The sequence below is a fragment of the Lentzea sp. NPDC058436 genome (genome assembly GCF_042721515.1).
Classification (GTDB): Bacteria; Actinomycetota; Actinomycetes; order Mycobacteriales; family Pseudonocardiaceae; genus Lentzea.
This window is the reverse complement of sequence record NZ_JBHXLF010000027.1, coordinates 33,693-55,530: the sequence shown is the minus strand read 5'-3', so window position 1 is coordinate 55,530 and position 21,838 is coordinate 33,693. Positions and strand designations below refer to the sequence as shown.

At 68.9% G+C, this 21,838-nt stretch carries 23 protein-coding genes; 17 read left to right on the top strand and 6 right to left on the bottom strand.

Translation table 11 applies throughout. From position 1 onward, the window contains the following. Position 1 precedes the first annotated feature (1 nt). From lepB to ACFWN2_RS42180, 9 genes are all read left to right on the top strand, one after another. The gene (gene lepB / locus ACFWN2_RS42220) at positions 2–865 is read left to right on the top strand and encodes a signal peptidase I (protein ID WP_382436261.1); all 864 of its coding nucleotides are present in this window, start codon (positions 2–4) and stop codon (positions 863–865) included. Continuing rightward, complete coding sequence (locus ACFWN2_RS42215) at positions 862–1,653, top strand: ribonuclease HII (protein WP_382436260.1); 792 nt, start codon at positions 862–864, stop codon at positions 1,651–1,653. Before lepB ends, ACFWN2_RS42215 begins: the two co-directional genes overlap by 4 nt. Then, on the top strand, positions 1,653–1,976 hold the full coding sequence (locus tag ACFWN2_RS42210) for a DUF2469 domain-containing protein (RefSeq protein ID WP_030468024.1): 324 nt from the start codon (positions 1,653–1,655) through the stop codon (positions 1,974–1,976). Before ACFWN2_RS42215 ends, ACFWN2_RS42210 begins: the two co-directional genes overlap by 1 nt. A gap of 459 nt (positions 1,977–2,435) precedes the next feature. Continuing rightward, a complete protein-coding gene (locus tag ACFWN2_RS42205) occupies positions 2,436–2,807 on the top strand; it encodes a YraN family protein (protein WP_382436259.1) in 372 nt (123 codons plus the stop codon). Between the two features lies 1 nt (position 2,808). Beyond that, positions 2,809–4,329 carry a YifB family Mg chelatase-like AAA ATPase gene (locus ACFWN2_RS42200; RefSeq protein WP_382436258.1) on the top strand — a complete coding sequence of 507 codons (1,521 nt, stop codon included), beginning with the start codon at positions 2,809–2,811 and terminating at the stop codon, positions 4,327–4,329. A 353-nt stretch (positions 4,330–4,682) separates the two neighbouring features. Then, positions 4,683–5,999 (top strand): DNA-processing protein DprA, encoded by a 1,317-nt coding sequence (gene dprA, locus ACFWN2_RS42195; RefSeq protein ID WP_382436257.1) that lies wholly within the window; start codon positions 4,683–4,685, stop codon positions 5,997–5,999. Between the two features lie 284 nt (positions 6,000–6,283). Beyond that, complete coding sequence (locus tag ACFWN2_RS42190) at positions 6,284–7,261, top strand: tyrosine recombinase XerC (protein WP_382436256.1); 978 nt, start codon at positions 6,284–6,286, stop codon at positions 7,259–7,261. Continuing rightward, entirely contained in the window at positions 7,236–8,231 is a 996-nt protein-coding gene (locus ACFWN2_RS42185) for a FliA/WhiG family RNA polymerase sigma factor (protein ID WP_382436255.1), read from the top strand. Before ACFWN2_RS42190 ends, ACFWN2_RS42185 begins: the two co-directional genes overlap by 26 nt. Positions 8,232–8,388: 157 nt before the next feature. Continuing rightward, the gene (locus ACFWN2_RS42180; protein WP_382436253.1) at positions 8,389–8,580 is read left to right on the top strand and encodes a hypothetical protein; all 192 of its coding nucleotides are present in this window, start codon (positions 8,389–8,391) and stop codon (positions 8,578–8,580) included. Positions 8,581–9,014: 434 nt separating this feature from the next. Here the strand turns inward: ACFWN2_RS42180 and ACFWN2_RS42175 are convergent, their stop codons facing one another. Then, a complete protein-coding gene (locus ACFWN2_RS42175) occupies positions 9,015–9,557 on the bottom strand; it encodes a M23 family metallopeptidase (RefSeq protein ID WP_382436303.1) in 543 nt (180 codons plus the stop codon). Positions 9,558–10,112: 555 nt separating this feature from the next. On the opposite strand from ACFWN2_RS42175, the gene rpsB reads away from it, so the two are divergent. The 5 genes from rpsB to ACFWN2_RS42150 all read left to right on the top strand — a co-directional run bounded on the left by rpsB (position 10,113) and on the right by ACFWN2_RS42150 (position 14,204). Further along, positions 10,113–10,943, top strand: a complete 831-nt coding sequence (gene rpsB, locus ACFWN2_RS42170) for a 30S ribosomal protein S2 (RefSeq protein ID WP_382436252.1) — start codon at positions 10,113–10,115, stop codon at positions 10,941–10,943. Between the two features lie 71 nt (positions 10,944–11,014). Continuing rightward, positions 11,015–11,830, top strand: coding sequence for a translation elongation factor Ts (gene tsf / locus ACFWN2_RS42165; RefSeq protein WP_382436251.1), 816 nt, complete (start codon positions 11,015–11,017; stop codon positions 11,828–11,830). 121 nt (positions 11,831–11,951) lie between these two features. Then, positions 11,952–12,662, top strand: a complete 711-nt coding sequence (gene pyrH / locus ACFWN2_RS42160; protein ID WP_301325822.1) for a UMP kinase — start codon at positions 11,952–11,954, stop codon at positions 12,660–12,662. 61 nt (positions 12,663–12,723) lie between these two features. After that, a complete protein-coding gene (gene frr, locus ACFWN2_RS42155) occupies positions 12,724–13,281 on the top strand; it encodes a ribosome recycling factor (RefSeq protein WP_382436250.1) in 558 nt (185 codons plus the stop codon). Between the two features lie 68 nt (positions 13,282–13,349). Further along, on the top strand, positions 13,350–14,204 hold the full coding sequence (locus ACFWN2_RS42150) for a phosphatidate cytidylyltransferase (RefSeq protein WP_382436249.1): 855 nt from the start codon (positions 13,350–13,352) through the stop codon (positions 14,202–14,204). A gap of 3 nt (positions 14,205–14,207) precedes the next feature. Here ACFWN2_RS42150 and ACFWN2_RS42145 read toward each other — a convergent pair whose 3' ends face one another. After that, positions 14,208–15,026 (bottom strand): VOC family protein, encoded by an 819-nt coding sequence (locus ACFWN2_RS42145; protein WP_382436248.1) that lies wholly within the window; start codon positions 15,024–15,026, stop codon positions 14,208–14,210. A 94-nt stretch (positions 15,027–15,120) separates the two neighbouring features. Here ACFWN2_RS42145 and ACFWN2_RS42140 point away from each other — a divergent pair, with 94 nt between their 5' ends. Both ACFWN2_RS42140 and ACFWN2_RS42135 read left to right on the top strand, forming a co-directional pair. Beyond that, positions 15,121–15,864, top strand: coding sequence for a class I SAM-dependent methyltransferase (locus tag ACFWN2_RS42140; RefSeq protein WP_382436247.1), 744 nt, complete (start codon positions 15,121–15,123; stop codon positions 15,862–15,864). 214 nt (positions 15,865–16,078) lie between these two features. Next, a complete protein-coding gene (locus ACFWN2_RS42135) occupies positions 16,079–17,056 on the top strand; it encodes an aldo/keto reductase (RefSeq protein ID WP_382436246.1) in 978 nt (325 codons plus the stop codon). Between the two features lies 1 nt (position 17,057). Here ACFWN2_RS42135 and ACFWN2_RS42130 read toward each other — a convergent pair whose 3' ends face one another. After that, a complete protein-coding gene (locus ACFWN2_RS42130) occupies positions 17,058–17,444 on the bottom strand; it encodes a PadR family transcriptional regulator (RefSeq protein WP_382436245.1) in 387 nt (128 codons plus the stop codon). Between the two features lie 203 nt (positions 17,445–17,647). On the opposite strand from ACFWN2_RS42130, the gene rlmN reads away from it, so the two are divergent. Next, entirely contained in the window at positions 17,648–18,754 is a 1,107-nt protein-coding gene (gene rlmN, locus ACFWN2_RS42125) for a 23S rRNA (adenine(2503)-C(2))-methyltransferase RlmN (protein ID WP_382436244.1), read from the top strand. A 22-nt stretch (positions 18,755–18,776) separates the two neighbouring features. On the opposite strand, the gene ACFWN2_RS42120 is transcribed toward rlmN, so the two are convergent. The 3 genes from ACFWN2_RS42120 to ACFWN2_RS42110 form a co-directional block, all read right to left on the bottom strand. After that, the gene (locus tag ACFWN2_RS42120; protein WP_382436243.1) at positions 18,777–19,751 is read right to left on the bottom strand and encodes a hypothetical protein; all 975 of its coding nucleotides are present in this window, start codon (positions 19,749–19,751) and stop codon (positions 18,777–18,779) included. 145 nt (positions 19,752–19,896) lie between these two features. Next, on the bottom strand, positions 19,897–20,388 hold the full coding sequence (locus ACFWN2_RS42115) for a beta-class carbonic anhydrase (protein ID WP_382436242.1): 492 nt from the start codon (positions 20,386–20,388) through the stop codon (positions 19,897–19,899). Between the two features lie 118 nt (positions 20,389–20,506). Further along, positions 20,507–21,706 carry a ricin-type beta-trefoil lectin domain protein gene (locus tag ACFWN2_RS42110; RefSeq protein WP_382436241.1) on the bottom strand — a complete coding sequence of 400 codons (1,200 nt, stop codon included), beginning with the start codon at positions 21,704–21,706 and terminating at the stop codon, positions 20,507–20,509. Between the last annotated feature and the right edge of the window lie 132 nt (positions 21,707–21,838).

Genomic DNA, 21,838 nt, shown 5'->3' with positions numbered 1-21,838 from the left:
CGTGGTCGACGACGCTCCAGAGCAGAACCAGCCCGGTGACGAGCCCAGTTCGGACGCTTCGGACAAGCCCGCGAAGCAGAAGAAAAAGGGCAACTTCTGGAAAGAACTGCCCGTTCTCATCCTTGTCGCGTTCGGCCTCGCGATCGGCATCCAGATCTTCCTCGGCCGCGTCTACATGATCCCGTCCGAGTCGATGGAGTCGACGCTGCACGGGTGCACCGACTGCTACGGCGACCGGGTGCTCGTGGACAAGGTCACCTACCGCTTCACCGATCCAGCGCCGGGCGACGTGGTCGTGTTCCGCGGGCCGCCGTCGTGGCAGAACGACTTCGTCTCCGCCGAGCCGGGCAACCCGATCTCGCAGGGCCTGTCGTGGCTCGGCTCGCTGGTCGGGCTGCCGTCGGCGAACGAGGAGGACTTCGTCAAGCGCGTGATCGCCGTCGGCGGGCAGACCGTGAAGTGCTGTGACGAGCAGAACCGCGTGACGGTGGACGGCAAACCGCTCGACGAGCCGTACAAGCACTACGACGACGGCACGCCGGCCGAGCAGGAGTCGTTCGAGGAGCTCAAGATCCCGGACGGGATGCTGTTCGTGCTCGGCGACAATCGCAACCACTCGTGCGACTCGCGCTGCCAGGGCCAGGGCGGCCTCAACGGCCTCGTGCCGGTCGACGACGTGATCGGCAAGGCGCGCGTGATCGTGCTGCCTCCGTCGAGGTGGGGCGGTGTGTCCGACCACAACCCGCAGACCGTGGCGATGAGTGCGCCGGGCTGGCAGGAGAACGTCCCGCTGGGCCTGGGTATCGTCGGCGCGTGGCCTCTTCTGCTGCTCGGGCGTCGAGTGCGGGACCGATTCCGCCGATGACCATGCTGATGCCGCCTCGCGCGGTGGTGCGGGGCTCGTCGGGCAACTGGGCGCTGCAGAGCACCCTGGAGCGCCGGGGCCTCGGCCCGGTCGCCGGCGTCGACGAAGCGGGCCGCGGACCGTGCGCAGGCCCGCTGGTGATCGCGGCGTGCGTCCTCCGACCGGGTGACGCCGCCAGGTTCGAGGGCCTGAACGACTCGAAGCTCATGACGGCCGCCGCCCGCGACCGCATGTTCGACCTGGTGCTGAAGCGTGCGCTGGATCACTCGATCGTGGTCGTCTCGCCCGCCGACATCGACTGGTTGGGCATCCACGTCATGAACATCGAGGGCATGCGCCGCGCGGTGGCGCAGATGGCGACGCACCCCGGCTACGTGCTGACGGACGGCTTCAAGGTGCCGGGCATGCCCGCGCCGAACGTGGCGGTGCTCAAAGGCGACCAGGCCGCAGCCTGCGTGGCGGCGGCATCGGTGCTGGCCAAGGTCACAAGAGACCGCATAATGGCCGACCTGCACGCGCAACACCCGCAGTACGGCTTCAACGTGCACAAGGGCTACTGCACACCAGACCACACGGCAGCGTTGATGGAACACGGCCCGTGTGCGGAGCATCGCTGGTCGTATGTAAATGTGGCAGCAGCCGCAGCCAAGCACGGTCTCGCCGCGCCGCACAGGGTGGCGCGCGCCACGACCGCGACGGCCGTGGTCCAGAATGATGCAGCCCCGGCTGACGCCGGGGAGCTCGCGACGAGGGAGGGCGCGGAGCAGATGACCCGCGCGGAGGCGTAATGAGTGCAGAGGATCTCGAGAAGTACGAGACCGAGATGGAACTGTCGCTGTACAAGGAGTACCGCGACATAGTCAGCCAGTTCTCGTTCGTCGTGGAGACCGAACGGCGGTTCTACCTGGCCAACTCGGTGGACGTGCAGGTGCGCAACGCCGACGGCGAGGTGTACTTCGAGGTGCGCATGTCGGACGCGTGGGTGTGGGACATGTACCGCCCCGCGAGGTTCGTCAAGAACGTTCGTGTCATCACGTTCAAGGACGTGAACGTGGAGGAGCTGGACAAGCCGGACCTTCGCTTGCCGGAAAGCGGTCCGTTCCCCACCTGAGCCTCATCGCGCCGCCCCCGTTTCCCAGGTCGCACCGGGACACGGGGGCGGCGTCGTACGCTCACCTGCTGCCTGCTGCCTGCTGCCTGCTGCCTGCTGCCTGCTGCCTGCTGCCTGCTGCCTGCTGCCTGCTGCCTGCTGCCTGCTGCCTGCTGCCTGCTACTGCGCAGCTCAAGCCCCGCATGCAGCCCGACACGGACCCCAGCGCCAGCCCAGCCCAGCCCAGCCCAGCCCAGCCCAGCCCAGCCCAGCCCAGCCCAGCCCAGCCCAGCCCAGCCCAGCCCAGCCCAGCCCGAGGCTTCTAGCACACCCCACCGACAATTCCGCCGTTCCAACATCCACATCGGCCGACTTGTCCACAGCCGCTGAGTTGTCCACAGATTCCCCTCAGCCCGGCCACCCTCCCCGCCCCGCCCTGCAAGGTCGAACCCAACGACCCGCAGGGAGGCGAGGGCAGTGGTGGCACGGGCACTGGTTGAGACCAGGCAGCAGGAGATGGGGCGCCAGGGCGAGGAACTGGCGTGCAGGTACCTGGAGGAGCAGGGCCTGGTGGTCCTGTCGCGGAACTGGACGTGCCGCGACGGCGAGCTCGACGTCGTGGCGGTGGAAGGCGAGCGCCTCGTCGTCTGCGAGGTCAAGACGAGGTCCGGCCCGGCCTGGGGCCGCCCGGACGAGGCGGTCGACCAGCGCAAGCTCTCCCGTCTGCGCCGCACGGCGCTGCGTTGGCTGGCCGCGCACGGCGTCGGCTGGTGCAACGTCCGAGTCGACCTGATCTCGGTCACCTGGCCGCCGTCGGGCGAGCCGCACCTGCAGCACCTGCGGGGAGCCTGAGATGGGCCTGGCGCAGGCGTGGTCCGTCGCCCTCTGCGGTGTCGACGGCCTGGCGGTCGAGATCGAGGCCGACGTGGGCGTGGGCCAGCCCCGTACCCACCTCCTCGGGCTCCCCGACGCCTCCCTGCACGAGTCGAAGGAGCGCGTGAAGGCCGCCGTTCGCAACAGCGCCGAGGAGTGGCCGAAGCAGCGCATCGTCCTGGGCCTGTCCCCGGCGAACCTGCCCAAGGGCGGGAGCAGCTACGACCTCGCCATCGCCTGCGCCACCCTCGCCGCGGCGGGCTCGGTCCCGTGCGAACGCCTGGCCACCACGGTCCTGCTGGGCGAACTGGCCCTCGACGGCCGCGTCCGCCCGATCCGCGGCGTCCTCCCGGCCCTGCTCGCGGCCCGCCGGGCAGGGCTCAAGGCGGCCATCGTCCCTGTCGACGCTCTGCCGGAAGCCGCCCTGGTCGACGGCATAGAACTCCACGGCGCCACGACCCTCACCGAGACCCTGGCGTGGCTGCGCGGCGAGGACGTGACGCTGCACCCACCTCCGGCCTCGGCCGACCCGCCACTGCCGGACGTCGCGGACCTGGCCGACGTGGTGGGCCAGCCAGAAGCCCGCTGGGCACTGGAGGTGGCCGCAGCAGGCGCCCACCACCTACTCCTGGCGGGCCCACCGGGCACCGGCAAGACGATGCTCGCCGAACGCCTCCCCGGCCTGCTCCCGCCACTGACCCGCGAGGAGTCCCTGGCGGTGACAGCCGTCCACTCGGTGGCAGGCGTCCTCTCCTCCGACTACCCGCTGGTGGCCAGCCCACCGTTCGTCAACGTCCACCACACGACGTCGATAGCGGCCCTGATAGGCGGCGGCGCGGGAATGGCGAAGCCGGGCGCGGCCTCCCGAGCCCACAAGGGAGTGCTCTTCCTCGACGAGGCCTGCGAGTTCGGACAGAAGACCATCGACACCCTCCGCACTGCCCTGGAAGAGGGCGAAGTCCGCATCCCCCGCCGCGACGGCGTAGCCCGCTACCCGGCCCGCTTCCAGCTGATCCTCGCCACCAACCCCTGCCCCTGCGCCCCACCCAAGGAGATCGACTGCATCTGCACGGCCACAGTCCGCCGCCGCTACCAGTCCCGCCTGTCCGGCCCACTGCTGGACCGCGTGGACCTGAGAGTCCGCATGAGAGCCACCACCGCCATGTCGAACGCCGACGCCACCCCGCCAGAACCAACAGCGGTGGTCCGAGAACGAGTCCTCAAAGCCAGGTCGAGGGCCGCCACCCGCTGGTCCGCCCACGGCCACACCTGGCCGGCCAACGCCCTCGTCCCAGGCCCAGCCCTGCGCCGCGAGTTCGCGCTGCCGAAGCCGACGACAGCCCTCCTCGACCGAGCACTGGCAGTAGGCGCCCTGACAGGCAGAGGCGCGGACCGTTGTCTACGAGTCGCTTGGACTCTTGCGGACTTGGCCGAAGCAGACCGCCCAACCCCGGACCACGTGGCCGCCGCCCTCCAGTTCCGAGAACGCCGAGCCCCCTGACCCACCAGCCCGGCCCACCTTGGAGCCCCAAGCAGCCGGTCGTGGAGCTTCAACGCCCCGACTCCGCGCCCGGCCCCAGCCGAGCGGGCGCTCGTCCCCCTGCGAGCGCCCGCTCACCCACCACCCAGCGCAAGCCGCCGTCCCCGGCCAGCCACAAAGCCACCGGGCGCGAAGCCCACTCCCGCTCCGCGCCCGGTCCAGAGCGGGTCGCCCGCCCCTTCCCCAGCGGGCGACCCGCTCACCCACCACCTCGTGCCCGCCCCAAGGAGCCCGAACATGCCCCCACTCCTCAGTCCAGCCACGACCTCCATCGCAACCACAGCGGCCGCCACACCGGCACTCCTGCAACTGCAATGCACGATCCGAAGGCGCACCTCGGGCGCCAGCCCTCCAAGCCCGTGGCTCCCCAGCCCCTGGCACCGCTGGCTGCCCTGGTGGTGGTTCCGGTGACCGACCAGTCCAACGACCCGCCGACCCCGCCCACGACCGCGCCGACCGCCACCTCGCTGGCCGACTCTTCCGCCACTCCGCCTGCCGACCCGGCCCCCGACGCCGTTCGCCTGGCCAGGGCCTACCTCTCGCGCGTGGCGGAGCCCTACCCGGCGGCGCTCGCGGCGCTGATCGCCGAGGTCGGGCCGATCGAAGCCGCTGAGCTCGTGAGGTCCGGCGAGGTCTCGCCGTCCGTCGCCAGCCAGACGTCGGCGCGGCGGGCCGAGGAGCGTGCTCACGCTGACCTCGCCTTCATGGCCCGGATCGGCGGGCGGCTCGTCATTCCCGAGGACGACGAGTGGCCCCGGTGGCCGTTGCTCGGGCTGGAGAACGTCGCCGCCAGGCGTTGCGGGGGTGAGCCGATCGCGCTCTGGGTGCGCGGGCCGCACTTCCTCGCCGACGTGGTGGAGAGGGCCGTAGCCGTGGTCGGGTCGCGGGCTGCCAGCGCGTACGGCGAGCAGGTTGCCGGCGAGTTCGCATACGGGCTGGCGTTGGCGGGTTTGACCGTTGTCTCCGGCGCCGCCTACGGGATCGACGGTGCCGCTCATCGTGGTGCGCTGGGCGCCCGCGGACTGACGATCGCCGTGCTGGCGTGCGGTGTCGACAACGCCTATCCCGCCGGTCACCAGGGGCTGCTCGCCAAGATCTCGCGGGAGGGACTGATCGTCAGCGAGTACCCGCCCGGTGTGATGCCCGCCCGGCACCGGTTCCTCACGCGCAACCGGCTCATCGCCGCGTTGGGTGGCGGCACTGTCGTCGTCGAGGCAGGGCGGCGCAGCGGCGCCAAGAACACGGCGGCGATCACACAGGCGGTGGGGCGGCCGTTGATGGCGGTGCCGGGGCCTGTCACCTCTGCCAGTTCTGTCGGCTGTCACGAGCTGCTGCGGGACGGGCGGGCGGTGTCGGTCAGTTCGGTGGCCGAGATCGTCGAGTCGGTGGGCCGGTTCGGTGACGACCTCGCCACGGAACCCGCCGAGAAGGAAAGTGACCTCGGCGCGCCTCAGGGCGAGGCCATGCGCGTGTACGAAGCCCTCGGGAAGCGGAACGGGGTCAGCGACGAAGCCGTGTCTGTCGAGTCCGGAGTGCCGCTGCCACGGGTGAGGGCGTTGTTACCCGAGCTGGAACTCGCTGGTCTGGCGCTGCACCTCGACGAGGGCTGGCAGAAGCTCGAGATGAGGTGAGGACTGTCCACTGTGGATTCAACGGGTTCGTGATCTGGAGGAGTGGGCGGCGGTGATCTCCGGGTCGCGGCCGGCGTTCGGCCGGGTCTGGTTCGTCGGCTGTTCGGGCGATGGGGCCGGCCGCCGTCACTACTCCGAAAGGTGATCTGTGCGGGTCCTCGAACCTCTGGTCGTCACAGGGAGTTGAAACGTTATCGTCTTCTCGATCATGAGAGCGCTCCCAAATGGGGCGAGGGTGTGGCGATACTTGACCAATCGCCCCGACTGGCGCAGCGTCTTGGCCTATGTCCTCGCCGCCGCATGGTCGGACACGTCGTGTCGATCTCGTTCGCCTGCGCGAAAAACTGCCGGCGACGGTCGCGGACGTGTTGCGGCAGTTCGAGCGGTATCTGAAGTTGGAGCGTGATCTGTCGCCGCACACGGTGCGCGCCTACATCGGTGATGCGGTGGCGCTGCTTGGACATGTCGCGGGGAATATTCCGGAAAAAGTGGATGTCACGCACATCGATCTGACCGGTTTGCGCTCGTGGCTCGCCGCACAACGCACTTCAGGCGCGAGTCGCACGACGCTCGCCCGCCGTGCCGCGGCAGCGCGCGCGTTCACCGCATGGGCGCATCGAGCAGGGCATTTGGCCTCGGATCCCGGGCCGCGGCTCGCCGCCCCGCGACCGCACCGGACGTTGCCGTCGGTGTTGCGCGAGGACCAGGCGAAGGACGTGATGAGCGCCGTATCCTCTGGCGCGTCCCAGGGTGATCCGGTTGCGCTGCGTGATCAGGCCGTGGTGGAGTTGCTGTACGCCACGGGTATCCGCGTGGCCGAACTCTGTGGTCTTGATCTCGACGACGTGGACTACTCCCTGAGGGTGATTCGAGTTCTCGGTAAAGGTGGACGCGAGCGCACCACGCCATTCGGCGTGCCTGCCGAGCGAGCGCTGCGGCGGTGGGTGGACGAGGGGCGAAACGCCCTGGTAGCACCGGATTCGCCACCCGCGTTGTTTCTTGGTGCTCGTGGCGGCAGGCTGAACCAGCGGGCCGTTCGCACCTTGGTGCACGAGGTCGTCGCCGTGGTACCGGACGCACCGGACATCGGGCCGCACGGGTTGCGCCACTCCGCCGCGACCCATCTGCTGGAAGGAGGAGCGGACCTGCGCACCGTCCAAGAACTGCTTGGTCACGCTACGCTCGCAACGACTCAGCTTTACACACACGTCACTGTCGAACGGCTGAAGGCGATCCATGACCGAACCCACCCCCGTTCCTGACGCCGCAGGGGGAGGATCGCGTACGGCGACCGTGCCCCCTGAACCCGCCCTGCCGGCACCAGTGTCGAAGCAGGCGAGCAACGGGCACCGTCAGAACGGCGCGCCACGCACCGAGGCGACCCCCGAGCCCGGTGCCAACACGCATGTCAACGGCACGCCCGCGGCCGTTCCGACTGCGGTGACGCGCGCGGACGTTCGGTCCGGTGACGACGTGGAAGCCGGCATCGTCGCCCTGTGGCGCAGCTACGGCGAGTCCCGCGACCAGAACCAGCGCGACCGCCTGGTCCTGCACTACGCGCCGCTGGTCAAGTACGTCGCCGGCCGTGTCGGCACGGGCCTGCCCGCGCACGTGGACGTGGCCGACCTGATCCAGTCCGGCATCTTCGGCCTGGTCGACGCGATCGAGAAGTTCGAGCCGGAGCGCGGCCTCAAGTTCGAGACCTACGCCATGCAGCGCATCCGCGGCGCGATCCTCGACGACCTGCGCTCCCAGGACTGGGTGCCGCGCTCGGTCCGCAGCCGCGCCCGCGACGTGGAACGAGCCCTGGAACGCCTCGGCGCCAAGCTGCAGCGCACGCCCACCGACCGCGAGCTCGCCGCAGAGCTCAAGATCGGCCTGGCCGAGCTCCGCGAGCTCTACGGCCAGCTCCAGCTCACCAGCGTCGTGGCCCTCGACGAGCTGATCGCCCCGAACAAGGGCGGCTCCTCGCTGGCCGAGTCGCTGCCGGACGATGCCGCGGAAGACCCGGTGGCGAGCCTCGTCGACCAGGACAGCCGCCGTCAGCTGGCCGACGCGATCGCCCAGCTGGCAGAACGCGACCGCGTCGTCGTGACCCTCTACTACTTCGAGAACCTGACCCTCGCCGAGATCGGCAAGGTCCTCGGCGTGACCGAGTCCAGGGTCTGCCAGCTGCACACCCGCGCCGTCCTGCGCCTGCGCACCAAGCTCAACGAGCAGTCCGAGGCCTGACCGCACCTCGACGACCCAGCAGCCTGGCGAGCGCCGGGCTGCCGAACACCCGTACCGCCGCGAGAGCCTCACAAAGCGGCTCAAAACCCCTTTCCGCCCGTTGCCAGGCCTAATTCACTCGAACGGGTGGGTCTTGGGCTTGCTCCAAGCACGCCGCGTGCCCACTCGGGCATTCGAGGCATCGCCGAACGGCAAGCCGGGCGGGCTGTGGACAGCTCCGGCCGAAGCCACGCGGACGGCGAACAACGGGTATCGCGACCGTGCGGTCGAGGAACTGCTGCACCGGCGAGCGGTCGGTCGTGCACGTGCCCGCTCGTGGTTGTGCTGTTGGCGGATGGTCGAGGCGTGAATCGGGCAACCGGCGGACAGTCGAGCCGCTAGGTGGGCAAGCGAGCTTTCCGGTAGCCGCAGTTACCGATGTAGCGCGTGGGTGGCGGCAGTTGAACCGGCACCTGGGGCGGCTGGCAGTCGGACTGGCGTGTGGGGGGCGACAGTCGGACCACAAGTGAGGTGGCGACAGTCGGTGGTCGGGCCGACTAAGAGGTGCTCGGGCACATCGGCGGCTGGCGTGCAGAGCGTGTGGCCGGGCCCGGCGTGCTGTTGAGGTGCGTCGGGATGCGGGGCGTGTGGCCAGGTGAGCCGGGAGGCGGCGGGGTGAGCGGGGGCCGCCTCCCGGCCCCTGGTGGGCGCTTGCGGCTGGGGAGGTGCGCCGCTGGTCGACCCGCTGACGGTGCGGGGAGCGCCCTGTTGGAGTGCCGCGCGAGGGGCGTGCGGCAGTGGTCGTCAGCCACCCTTGGGTGGGAGGGGGAGCAGGCGTACTCGTGGTGAGGTCACCAGGCGGAGCGGGTCCAGGTAGGTGTGGGCTCTTCGGGCGCCCCAGTGCAGGCAGGGGGACGCGCAGTGGCCTGGTTGGAGGTGGCCGATCACCTCGCCTCGGCGGACTGGGAGGCCTGCTTTGACGGTGGGGGCGATGGGCTCGTAGGTGGTGCGTAGGCCGTTGCGGTGGTCCAGGGAGACGAGGGTTCTTGCTGCCACGGCGCCTGCGTAGACCACGGTCGCGTCGGCTGCGGCCAAGACCGGGGTGCCGGCCGGTGCGGCCAGGTCTGCGCCGCGGTGGCCTGGACCGAACGGGGTGGCCGGGGCTTCGAAGGCTCGCACCACCTGGTGCGGCGGGGGCAGAGGCCAGGTGAAGCGGGTCAAGGGCGAAGCCGGTGCCAGGGCCGATGCCGGTGCCGACGCCGGTGCCGACGCCAACGCCGGTGCCGGTGCTGCGGCTGGTGTTGGTGTCCAGGCCGAGGCCGGATTTGGTGCTGAGGTCGGGGCCATGGCCAGTCTCGGGTCAGTGGCCAGTGCCAACGCCGGTGTCAGGGTCCGAGCCGATGCTGGGGGCGACGCCGGTGTCAGAGCCGATGTCAGCTGCGGAGCGTCAGCCGAAGTGGAGACCGTGGGCGTCGACGAGGGCGGGGCCAGGAGCGTCGTGAGGAGCAGGGCGGCGGGGAGGAGGGGCATGGGTCAACAGTGGGCTGGGTGGCGCCTGGGGGACCAGGGGTGATGTGGAAGCTGTGGATTACTCGCCGGTTGTGGACAACTGCCCTCTGTGAGATGGGGGCGATTCGAGTTTTGTCGGGGGTGGGGAGTAGACTTTTGGGCGCGTCCCGTGTGTGCGCGGGACGACTTCGCGTGCCAACGCAGATCCGACCGGCTGTTCCAGCAGGGTCGAGTCACGACGTCCGACGGTCCTGACGGTGCAGAGATGCTCCGCAGGTGCGGGCGGCGGCGGAGGCACCAGGGCTGACGGCCGAACCAGGCCGGAGGCGACAACCGGCAACGACGCGCAAAGGCGAGACCTCGCGCGTCCTACAGATGAGGTGCGAACCGGCCATGGCCGTCGTAACCATGAAGCAGCTGCTCGACAGCGGCGTGCACTTCGGGCACCAGACGCGGCGCTGGAACCCGAAGATGAAGCGCTACATCTTCACCGAGCGCAACGGCATCTACATCATCGACCTGCAGCAGACGCTGACCTACATCGACCGGGCTTACGAGTTCGTCAAGGAGACGGTCGCGCACGGCGGGTCGATCCTGTTCATCGGCACCAAGAAGCAGGCGCAGGAGGCCATCGCCAACGAGGCTCTCCGCGTTGGCATGCCCTACGTCAACCAGCGCTGGCTGGGCGGCATGCTCACCAACTTCTCGACGGTCCACAAGAGGCTTCAGCGCCTCAAGGAGCTCGAGTCGATGGAGCAGACCGGCGGTTTCCAGGGTTTCACCAAGAAGGAAATCCTGATGATGAACCGCGAGAAGGACAAGCTGGAGCGCACGCTCGGCGGTATCCGCGACATGTCCAAGGTGCCCAGCGCCGTGTGGATCGTGGACACCAAGAAGGAGCACATCGCGGTCGGTGAGGCTCGCAAGCTGAACATCCCGATCGTCGCGATCCTCGACACCAACTGCGACCCGGACGAGGTCGACTACCCGATTCCGGGTAACGACGACGCGATCCGTTCCGCGGCCCTGCTGACCAAGGTCGTGGCCGAGGCCGCCGCCGCCGGTCTCATGCAGCGCTCCGGTGGTCGTCGTGACGCCGCTGACGGCCAGGACAAGCCCGAGGTCGCCACCGACGAGCCGCTGGCGGAGTGGGAGCAGGAGCTCCTCACCAGCAACGCGGCCGTCGCGACCGAGGCCCCGGCCGAGCAGCCCGTCCAGTCCTGATTTCCCCCACGAGGTGCCCGCGATCAGCGGGCACCTCGTGACCTAAGCGCGTACATCGCAGAAGGAAAACGATGGCGAACTACACCACCGCGGACGTCAAGAAGCTCCGCGAGCTGACCGCCGCCGGCATGATGGACTGCAAGAAGGCCCTGGACGAGGCCGACGGCGACTTCGACAAGGCCGTCGAGATCCTCCGCATCAAGGGCGCCAAGGACGTCGGCAAGCGCGCCGAGCGCACCACGTCCAACGGCCTCGTCGCCGTCAAGGACGGCGCGATGGTCGAGCTGCGCTGCGAGACCGACTTCGTCGCGAAGAACGCCGACTTCATCGCGCTGGCCGACGACATCGTCGCGCTCGCCAAGGCCAACAAGGTCGCCGACGTCGACGCCCTCAAGGCCGTCGAGGTCGACGGCAAGTCGGTCGACGCGCTGGTCCAGGAGTTCTCCGCCAAGATCGGCGAGAAGCTCGAGCTGGCGAAGGCCGTCGACTACGACGGCACCGTCTCGGTCTACCTGCACAAGCGTGCCGCCGACCTGCCGCCCGCCGTGGGCGTCCTGGTCGAGTACACCGGTGACAACGCCGAGGTCGCCAAGGGTGCCGCGATGCAGATCGCCGCGATGCGCCCGAAGTTCGTCACCCGTGACGAGGTGCCCGAGGAGCTCGTCGCCAACGAGCGTCGCATCGCCGAGGAGACCGCTCGCGAGGAGGGCAAGCCCGAGGGTGCGCTCCCCAAGATCGTCGAGGGTCGCGTCAACGGCTTCTTCAAGGACGTCGTGCTCCTCGAGCAGGCTTCCGTGACGGACAGCAAGAAGACGGTCAAGGCTCTTCTGGACGAGGCCGGCGTGACGGTTACCCGTTTCGCTCGGTTCGAGGTCGGCCAGAGCTGATTCGCATGAGGGCGGGGTTGCAGGCACCAGCGACCCCGCCCTTGGCGTGTCCACACCAGTTTCCCAGGGCGCGAGGAGAGGACCTGTGAGCGAAGAAGGCAGCCACGGCTACAGCCGGGTGATGCTCAAGCTCGGTGGCGAGATGTTCGGCGGCGGTGGCGTCGGTGTGGATCCCGACGTCGTCCAGACAGTCGCCCGCCAGATCGCGGCCGTCCACAAGTCCGGCGTGCAGGTGGCCGTCGTGATCGGTGGTGGCAACTTCTTCCGCGGGTCCGAACTCCAGCAGCGCGGCATGGACCGCTCGCGCGCCGACTACATGGGCATGCTCGGCACGGTCATGAACTGCCTGGCGCTGCAGGACTTCCTCGAACGCGAGCACGGCATCGACACGCGCGTGCAGACCTCGATCCAGATGACGCAGGTCGCCGAGTCGTACATCCCCCGCCGCGCGATGCGCCACCTCGAGAAGAAGCGCGTCGTGATCTTCGGCGGCGGCGCGGGTCTGCCGTACTTCTCCACCGACACCACCGCCGCGCAGCGCGCGCTGGAGATCGGTTGCGAGATCGTCCTGATGGCCAAGGCCGTCGACGGCGTCTACACGGCCGACCCCAAGATCGACCCGGACGCGCTGATGTTCGACAACATCACCCACCGCGAGGTGCTGGAGCGCGGCCTCAACGTCGCCGACGCGACGGCGTTCAGCCTCTGCATGGACAACAACATGCCGATCCTCGTCTTCAACCTCCTCACCGAGGGGAACATCGCGCGAGCGGTGCGTGGTGAGAAGATCGGCACCCTGGTCAGCACCCCCGGTGGCCGCCCGGCCTTCTAGACCTGGTGGGATCTCTCCAGGACCGGGAATCAGGCACGAACACGCAGAGCAAGGAGCAGTCGTGATCGACGAGACCCTCCTCGACGCCGAGGAGAAGATGGAAAAGGCGGTTTCGGTCGCGAAGGAGAACCTCTCCTCCGTCCGAACCGGTCGTGCGACTCCCTCGATGTTCAACCGCATCCACATCGACTACTACGGCTCGATGACGCCGCTGAACCAGATGGCCAGCATCACGGTCCCCGAGGCGCGCATGGCGGTCGTGAAGCCGTACGACGCGGGCCAGCTCAACGCCATCGAGAAGGCGATCCGGGACTCCGACCTGGGCGTCAACCCGAGCAACGACGGCTCGATCATCCGCATCGTCATCCCGCAGCTCTCCGAGGAGCGCCGCCGGGACATGGTGAAGGTCGCGAAGTCGAAGGGCGAGGACGCGAAGGTCTCCCTGCGCGGCGTCCGTCGCAAGGCGAAGGAAGAGATCGACAAGCTCGTCAAGGACGGCGAGGTCGGCGAGGACGACGGCGCGCGTGGTGAGAAGGAGCTCGAGGCTCTGACCCACAAGTACGTCGCCCAGGTCGAAGAGCTCGTGAAGCACAAGGAAGCCGAACTCCTCGAAGTCTGATGTTCCACTGATGGTTCGCCCGGCCGAGTCGCGGCAGGCGTGATGGCCCTGGCCGGGCGGAGGTCGTGATGGGAGCACAGGTGGCAGGCGGTCCCGCGGACGTGCCCGCGTCGAAGCCGTCGCGCGCGGGGCGTGACCTGCGTGCGGCGATCCTGGTCGGCGTCGGGCTCGGCGCGGTGATCATCGCGTCGTTGCTGACGGTGAAGGAGACCTTCATCGCCATCGTCGCGGCCGCGGTCGCGGTGTCGACGTGGGAGATCGCCGGCGCTTTCAAGAAGGCCGGCATCAACGTCGCCCTGTGGCCGGCGTTGATCGGCGGTCAGGCGATCCTGTGGCTGTCCTGGCCGCTGGAGCGCGCCGGCATGATGGCCGCGTTCGTGGTCACCGTGCTGGTGTGCATGATCTGGCGGTTCCGGGGCGGTTCCGACGGCTACCTGCGTGACCTGAGCGCGTCCGTGTTCACCGTCGCGTACGTGCCGTTGTTCGCGGCGTTCGCGGCCATGCTCGTCGTTCCCGACGACGGCGTGGGCCGCGTTTTCGCGTTCATCATCGGTGTCGTGCTGTCGGACGTCGGCGGTTACGCGGCCGGTGTCTTCCTGGGCAAGCACCCGATGGCGCCGACGATCAGCCCGAAGAAGTCCTGGGAGGGCTTCGCCGGCTCGCTGACCGCCGGTGTGGTCGGTGGCGCGATCACGGTGTCGACGCTGCTCGACGGCCAGTGGTGGCAGGGCGCGCTGTTCGGTGCCGCGCTCGTCGTCACGGCCACCGCGGGCGACCTGGTCGAGTCGCTGATCAAGCGCGACCTCGGCATCAAGGACATGGGCACGCTGCTGCCCGGCCACGGCGGCCTGATGGACAGGATGGACTCGCTCCTGCCGTCCGCCGTCGCGTCCTGGCTGCTGCTGCACCTCTTCGTGCCGTAGGCCCTAGTCGTCGAACGGGTCGTCCACCGCGCTGCGCGGCTCGGCCTCGATCACGCGGGACTCGTCAATCACCGAGAAGGCCATCCCCGCGTGGTCCTCGACCACGGTGATGCGCCCGAACGGGGTGTCGTAGGGCTCGACCGTCACCCGGCCGCCGAGCTCCAGCACCCGGTACGCCACCGAGTCGATGCCGATCTCGGGCGCGGCGTTGAAGTACACCATCCAGTGGGAGCGTTCTCCGTACGGGAACTCGCGCCCCATCTTCTGCCGGCCGATCACCTCGGTGCCCTCGACCGTCCACGACGCGTAGTCCAGCCGGTGCCCGTCGCCGATCTGCGTGATGTCGAAGTGGCACAGCTCGCCGAAGAACTCGTCGGCCGCCGCTCCGTTACGGGTGTTCAGCTCGGCCCACGCGTAGGACCCGTGCCCTCCCATGCCGAACCGCCAGTCCGGCGGCACGTGCCGGAACCCGACGACGGCGCCGGTCGGGTCGGCGATCACCGTGCTCTGCGTGTGGTCGGCGGCGTCCTCGGGGTTGCGCAGCACGGATCCACCGAGGTGAAAGGCCTTCTCGGCGGTGGCGCGCGCGTGCGGCGTGACCAGGTACAACCGCCACGGTTCCGGATCTCCCTGCGGCAGGCCGGCGACGGGGATGCCGTCCACCATCGCGACCGTGTAGCCGGCGTCGTCGGCGTAGTGCCAGCCGAACAGGCCGGTGTAGAACTCGATGGCGCCCCTGAGGTCGTCGACGGATCTCTCGACCCAGCAGGGACTTCCGGATAACAACGGCGCGAGTTTGGGCGAGTTGGGCGCGATCGACACTGCCGCCTCCTGCAGGGGAGAGATGCTGACACGCTACGCCGTGATTGGACGAATTCGTACGGTCACAGGTAAATCGAGGCCCTACAGTGGCTTCGTGAGGGGATTCGTGCGGGCGGCGCTGAACGCGGTGCGTCCGGCAGATGTGGTGCCGAGCCCGAACATCTGGCACTGGCCTGACATTTACGAGGTCGAGAACCGGGCGCAGGACGTCCACGGTGCGATCTGGACGGCATTAAGCGAAGAATGTCCGTTTATTGATGGCGATGTCGTGGACGTCGGCTGCGGAGACGGATTCCATTTGCCGTTGTTCGCCGGCACCGCGAAGTCCGTCACGGGCGTAGAACCGCACCCGCCTCTGGTCGTCAGGGCCAAGCACCGCGTGGCCGGCCTGCCGAACGCCCGCGTCGTTTCCGGTCCCGCGCAACGGCTCCCGCTCGACGACGCCTCGGCCGACCTGGTGCACGCGCGCACCGCGTACTTCTTCGGGCCGGGCTGCGAACCGGGGATGCGGGAGGCGGACAGGGTGCTGCGGCCGGGCGGCGCGCTCGCGATCGTCGACCTGGACGGCTCCGCCGACCCGTACGGGCCGTGGCTGCGCGCCGACGAACCGCGCTACGACCCGTTCGCGGTCGAGAAGTTCTTCTCGGACAACGGGTTCTCGCTTCGCCGCGTCACTGCGGAGTGGCGGTTCGAGAAGCGCGAGGACCTGGAGGCGGTGCTGCGCATCGAGTTCTCGGCGAAGGTGGCCGAACGCGCGATCGCCTCCGTGGCCGGGCTGAGCTTTCCGGTCGGGTACCGGCTGCACGTGCGCCGCAAGCCGAAGGGCCTGGTTCTGTGACGGTGGCGCCCTATGCGGAGCTTGCTTCGGAGCTCAGGAACGCGTCGCGCTGCGGGCAGGTCCGAATGTCGACTGGCCGACATCGCGCGGGCACCTCGATGACTCGCGACCGTCATGCGCCACGAAGCACCCGCGGTTGACCAAGTGGGATGCGTTGCGGAGTGCCCCTTGCCGCAATCGCGACCGAGATGATCCGCGACTAGGCTCTCGGTTCGTGGAAAAGCGAGAAGCACGCAGGTTGAACCGCCAGGTCGGCGTCATCGGACTGGGCTGCTGGCAGCTCGGCGCCGACTGGGGCGACGTGGACGAGAGCGACGCCCTCGCGTTGCTGCACGCGGCGGCGGACGAGGGCGTCGACTTCTTCGACACCGCCGACGTCTACGGCGACGGTCGTAGTGAGACGTTGGTCGGGCGGTTCCTCAAGGAGCGCAAGGACGACGGTGTTTTCGTCGCCACGAAGATGGGGCGGCGGCTGCCGGAGCAGGTCACGGAGGGGTACAGCCGGGAGAACTTCCTCGCGTGGAACGACCGGAGCCGCCGCAATCTTGGCGTCGACACGTTGGACCTCGTGCAGTTGCACTGCCCGCCGACCGCGGTCTACAGCCGTGACGAGGTGTACGACACCTTGGACGAGATGGTCGAGCAGCAGCGGATCGCCGCCTACGGCGTCTCGGTGGAGAAGGTCGAGGAGGCGCTGGAGGCGATCAAGCGTCCGAACGTCGCCAGCGTGCAGATCATCCTGAACGCGTTCCGGCTCAAGCCGCTCGACGAGGTGCTGCCGAAGGCCGCCGAGGCGGGGGTCGCGATCATTGCGCGCGTGCCGCTCGCGTCCGGTCTGCTGACCGGGAAGTACGACGCGGGCACGACCTTCGGTGCCGACGACCACCGCAGTTACAACCGCAACGGTGAGGCGTTCGACGTCGGCGAGACCTTTGCCGGGGTGCCGTTCGAGGTGGGGCTGGAGGCCGTCGAACGGTTGCGGCCGCTGGTGCCGGAAGGTGCCACGATGGCGCAGTTCGCGCTTCGGTGGATCGTGGACCAGTCCGGCGTCACGGTCGTGATTCCCGGTGCTCGCAACGTGGAGCAGGCTCAGGGCAACGTGCGGGCGGCCGGCCTGGAGCCGGTGGACGGCAAGGCCGTCGCCGAGGTGTACGACGAGCTGATCCGGCCGCACGTGCACGACCGGTGGTAGGTCACTCCTCGGCGAGGATGGCGTAGAGCCTGCGCCGCAGTTCGTTGTAGAGCTCGGTCGCGCGGCCCTTCTGCTCCGGCGTGCCCGCGTGGGAGATCTGCTCCATCGCGGCGCCGAGCAACCGGACCGCGGTGCGCAGTTCGCCGTCGGCCGGGTCCAGCTGGAACTCGATGTCGCGCCAGGGCGGGGCCGTGTGCTCCGTCCTGCCGCGCTCGGTGAGGTCGAACAACTTCTTGCCTCCCTCTTCCTCTGCGGAGACGAGGCCCTCGTCGGCGAGCATCTGCAGCGTCGGGTAGACCGAGCCGGGGCTCGGGCTCCACACGCCGCCGGTGCGCCTGGCGATCTCCTGGATGATCTCGTAGCCGTGCATCGGCCGTTCTGCCAGCAAGGACAGAACCGCCGCCCGGACGTTGCCGCGCCTCTGGCGGCCGCCGCCCCTGCCTCGCCCGCCGCCCCCGAAGGGTCCGTGGCGATGCCTCTGGTGGTGTTCTCGGTGGTGTGGTCTCATCATCATGTCGTTAACGATATATCGGAACCTATCGCGATGCAACGGTCTTGTGTTGGTGAAGTTCGTGGGACACTAGATGTGCTATGACCTCGCTTCCCCTTGTCTTCGACGCGCCCAAGCGCGGCCTGCCGCCGCGCCACCTGGTCGACCTCTCGCCCGCCCAACGCGCGGAAGCCGTTGCGGCCCTTGGTGAGAAGCCGTTCCGGGCCAAGCAGCTGTCGAACCACTACTTCAGCCGCCTGACCGTCGACCCCGCCGAGATGACCGACATCCCGGCGACCACGCGCGACAAGCTCGTCGCCGACCTGATGCCGCCGTTGTTCACGGTCGTGCGCAAGGTCACCACCGATGAGGGCACGACGGCGAAGACGCTGCTGCGCGCGCACGACGGCACGCTCATCGAGTCCGTGCTGATGCGCTACCCGGACCGCGCGACGCTGTGCATCTCGTCGCAGGCCGGATGCGGCATGGCGTGCCCGTTCTGCGCGACCGGCCAGGGCGGCCTGCAGCGCAACCTGTCGACCGCGGAGATCGTGGACCAGGTGCGCCTCGGCGCCGCCGCCATGCGCGACGGCGACCTGCCCGGCGGTCCCGGCCGGCTGTCGAACATCGTCTTCATGGGCATGGGCGAGCCGCTCGCGAACTACAAGCGCATCCTCGAGGCCGTCCACCGCATCTGCGACCCGGCGCCGGACGGGCTGGGCATCTCGCAGCGGCACGTGACGGTGTCGACGGTGGGTCTCGTGCCGGCGATCAAGAAGCTGACCGAGGAGAACCTGCAGGTCCGTCTCGCGGTGTCGCTGCACACGCCGGACGACGAGCTGCGCGACACGCTGGTGCCGGTCAACACGAAGTGGAACGTCGCGGAGGTTCTCGAAGCCGCCCGCGGCTACGCGGACAAGACCGGGCGCCGGGTCAGCATCGAGTACGCGTTGATCCGCGACATCAACGACCAGGGCTGGCGCGCCGATCTGCTCGGCAAGAAGCTGCGCAAGTACCTGGGGCAGCTGGTGCACGTGAACCTGATCCCGCTGAACCCGACGCCGGGCAGCAAGTGGGACGCGTCACCGAAGCCGGTCGAGCGGGAGTTCGTGCGGCGCGTGCGGGAGCAGGGTGTCGAGTGCACCGTGCGGGACACGCGCGGGCAGGAGATCGCCGCGGCCTGCGGTCAGCTGGCTGCCGAGGGCTGACCGCGGCGATCCCCGCCGGGGTCTAGACGTCGGTGTACCAGTGCACGCCGAGCGTGCCGCGGTTCGCGATCCGTTGCTGGGCCTCGATGCCGACCCAGCCGCGGAACCTCTGCGCGTCGTCGATCACCTGGAGCTGCGGCTTGAGGTGCGAGCCGCCGGTGTAGCACTTGTTGGTGCCCTGCAGCAGGCACGTGCAGAAGTGCTCGTAGTAGTTCTTCCGGCCGCCGTCGGAGGCCAGGTAGTACCGGACCGCCCGTTGTTCGCCGGGTTTGCACGCCGAGCAGGCCTTCGAGTTCGGGTCGGTGATCTCGACGGCGCCGCTGAGGCAGTTGTCGTTGCACTTCTGGAACTGCTGCAGGTTGATCCCCGAGGTGCCCCAGTCGGAGGTCAGCTTCTCGTTCACGGCGTCCCAGGCGTTGTACCTGTACTCACCCGGATAGCGCTTCTTCGGGATGTCGTTGACCGGGACGGAGACGGTGGTCCTCACGTTGCTGCCGTAGCCCTTGCCGACGTTCGCGCCGTAGTTCGAGGCGGTCAGCGCGATCACGCTGATGCCGGTCTCCGGGCGGGTCACCGTCCAGCTCTCGGTGGAGCCGTTGCTCCAGGTGATGGCGAGCTGGTCACCGGTGACGGTGTAGCGGCCCCGCAGCTCCTTGACCTCGGCGCCGTTCTGGAAGCCACCGGCGGTGTGGATCTTGCAGTTGTCGCAGCCGGCCGAGGTGGGCGCGATCGTGGCCGCCGGGTAGCCGATGCTCCAGCTCCAGAACCAGAACGCCTCGCGGACGGTGCCGTCGAGGTCGAAGTAGTACATCGCGAGCCGGGCGAACTCCTTGCCGGTGGGCGGCGTTCCCTCCGGCGCCACCTGGCCGATGGAGACCGCGTAGCTCTCCTTGCCGCCCGGCCTCTCCGCCGCGAGTGCCGCGCTGGGCGACACCACCCCGATCAGCGTGAGCGCTCCGAGCATGACGAGGCACAGCCTCGGAAACCTGCTTTTCAACGTCGTCCTCCCCAAGAGACGTGATCTGCAATCCGCTCGACCGTAGCGCGGTGGTCGGTGGGCCTCCAGAAGTGTCACCTGGTCGTGGCGGCTCGCCGCGTCGTCCTGGGGGAGGAACGCGGCGAGCTGCCGTACTACCGCGTCCTCAGGGCTTCACCTCGTTCAACGCCCCGGTGGCGACGTCGAACACGAAGCCGCGCACCGAGTCCTTCACCGGCACGAACGGGTTGCCGGTGATGCGCGCGAGCGACTGGCGGACGTCCTCTTCGAGGTCGCCGAAGGCCTCGGCCGACCAGGAGGGTTTGATGCCGACCTCGTCCTGGATCGAGCGCTTGAAGTCGTCGTCGGTGAACGTCAGCATGCCGCAGTCGGTGTGGTGGATGAGGATGATCTCCTTCGTGCCGAGCAGGCGCTGGCTGATCGCGAGCGAACGGATCTCGTCCTCGGTCACCACACCGCCGGCGTTGCGGATGACGTGCGCCTCGCCCTCGTTCAGGCCCAGCACGCGGTACACGTCGATGCGGGCGTCCATGCAGGCGACCACGGCGACGTGCTTGGCGGGCGGCAGGGGCAGCGGGCCGGAGAACTGTGCGGAGTAGAGGGCGTTGTTGGCGAGCAACTCGTCGGTGACCGACATGGTTCGGTTCCTCTCACCTGGGGTGGTGCTTGAGCCAACTGCCGCATGCGCATACGTGCAAGTGGGCCCATCACGTGAGAAACGCCCTCACTCCGACACAAGCGGGGACAGAGGTGAATCAGAGTTGCCAGTTCTGGTTCGCCCCGCCCGTGCACGTCCAGATGTTCAGCTTCGTGCCGTCCGCGGACGAGTTGCCCGCGGCGTCGAGGCACTTGCCGGACTGCGGGTTGCGCAACGTGTTCCCGACGCGCGACCACACCTGGGCGCCGGTCCCGTTGCACGTCCAGAGGTGCACCACGGTGCCGTCGGCGACGCCGGAACCGTTGACGTCCATGCACTTCCCGAACGCGCGCAACGTGTCGCCGACGCGGGACCACTGCTGGGCGCCGGTTCCGTTGCAGCCCCACAGCTGGATCGCGGTGCCGTCAGCGGTGCCGGAGTTGCTGACGTCGACGCACTTCCCGCCGATGCCGACGATCGTCCCGCCGCCCGATCCCGAGGAGACCAGGAACTGGCTGCGCGCGACGTTCCAGTGCGTCGCCAGGTAGGAGCCAGCCGCGGGGTTGGTGTGGAAGTAGTCGTTGCCGCCGCAGTCGAGCTGGTTCTCGGGGGCGTTGGGACAGACGTTCACCAGGCCGCCGGGCGGGTTCGGGATGCCGCCGTCGTTGTAGCACATGATGTCCTGGTCGTCCCAGCAGTGACCGAACGCCGTGGAGTTCGGCGCTGAACGCTGCACGGCACCGAGCGTGTGCAGCAGTTCGTGCGCGCTGGCCTGCCACGTCCAGCAGCCCGTTCCGACTGCGGCGTAGGAAGGTCCTGAGTTGTAGCCGTTGTCGGCGCCGGGGCGGTCGTCGCCCGGCGCGCCCCACGCCACGCCGCAGCCGCCGGAGTCGTGCCAGAACAGGTACTTGCGATCGGTGCGGTTGTAGCCGCGGGCCGCGAGCTGGTCGGCCACCGCGGAGGGGGAGGACATCGCCGACTGCGGGACGACAACGTTGTCCACCTTCGCGCGGCAGTCGGCCTGCGTCACGAACCGCACGTGCCGGACGCCGCCGCCCAGGCGTGAGGCCGCCTCGACGAACGCGTTGTCGATCTGGTCCGCGAACGACTGGAACTGGCTCACGAGCTGCGGATACCGGTCCGCCGACTGGTCGCCGCGCACGTACACGGCCTGAACGCGCTTGCCGCTCACGCCGTCGCCGTCACACACGACGGACTGGACGGACAGGGCGGGCGAGGGCTGCCGGAACTCGTCCGGCAGGTCGTCCACGATCGGACTGAGCAGGGTCAACGCCGCCAACAACACGCCTAAAGACATGAGCAGACCGCCTTCAACGCGATGACAGGGAAGCGGTCTAGACCATCTCGAACGGTAGCGAACCCCGCACGCACTGTCAGCGGACAGAACCGGACAGGAAACCGGTCGACACGACCGTGCGGCTACCATGCG

What these genes read in the sequence shown, in the direction of transcription:
- ACFWN2_RS42185 (WP_382436255.1), top strand. Translation starts at nt 7,236, where the DNA reads ATGACCGAACCCACCCCCGTTCCTGACGCCGCAGGGGGAGGATCGCGT.
- ACFWN2_RS42200 (WP_382436258.1), top strand. Translation starts at nt 2,809, where the DNA reads ATGGGCCTGGCGCAGGCGTGGTCCGTCGCCCTCTGCGGTGTCGACGGC.
- tsf (WP_382436251.1), top strand. Translation starts at nt 11,015, where the DNA reads ATGGCGAACTACACCACCGCGGACGTCAAGAAGCTCCGCGAGCTGACC.
- ACFWN2_RS42210 (WP_030468024.1), top strand. Translation starts at nt 1,653, where the DNA reads ATGAGTGCAGAGGATCTCGAGAAGTACGAGACCGAGATGGAACTGTCG.
- ACFWN2_RS42150 (WP_382436249.1), top strand. Translation starts at nt 13,350, where the DNA reads ATGGGAGCACAGGTGGCAGGCGGTCCCGCGGACGTGCCCGCGTCGAAG.
- ACFWN2_RS42215 (WP_382436260.1), top strand. Translation starts at nt 862, where the DNA reads ATGACCATGCTGATGCCGCCTCGCGCGGTGGTGCGGGGCTCGTCGGGC.
- rpsB (WP_382436252.1), top strand. Translation starts at nt 10,113, where the DNA reads ATGGCCGTCGTAACCATGAAGCAGCTGCTCGACAGCGGCGTGCACTTC.
- ACFWN2_RS42110 (WP_382436241.1), bottom strand. Translation starts at nt 21,706, where the DNA reads ATGTCTTTAGGCGTGTTGTTGGCGGCGTTGACCCTGCTCAGTCCGATC.
- ACFWN2_RS42115 (WP_382436242.1), bottom strand. Translation starts at nt 20,388, where the DNA reads ATGTCGGTCACCGACGAGTTGCTCGCCAACAACGCCCTCTACTCCGCA.
- ACFWN2_RS42190 (WP_382436256.1), top strand. Translation starts at nt 6,284, where the DNA reads ATGTCCTCGCCGCCGCATGGTCGGACACGTCGTGTCGATCTCGTTCGC.
- pyrH (WP_301325822.1), top strand. Translation starts at nt 11,952, where the DNA reads ATGCTCAAGCTCGGTGGCGAGATGTTCGGCGGCGGTGGCGTCGGTGTG.
- rlmN (WP_382436244.1), top strand. Translation starts at nt 17,648, where the DNA reads ATGACCTCGCTTCCCCTTGTCTTCGACGCGCCCAAGCGCGGCCTGCCG.
- ACFWN2_RS42175 (WP_382436303.1), bottom strand. Translation starts at nt 9,557, where the DNA reads ATGGCCCCGACCTCAGCACCAAATCCGGCCTCGGCCTGGACACCAACA.
- dprA (WP_382436257.1), top strand. Translation starts at nt 4,683, where the DNA reads ATGCACGATCCGAAGGCGCACCTCGGGCGCCAGCCCTCCAAGCCCGTG.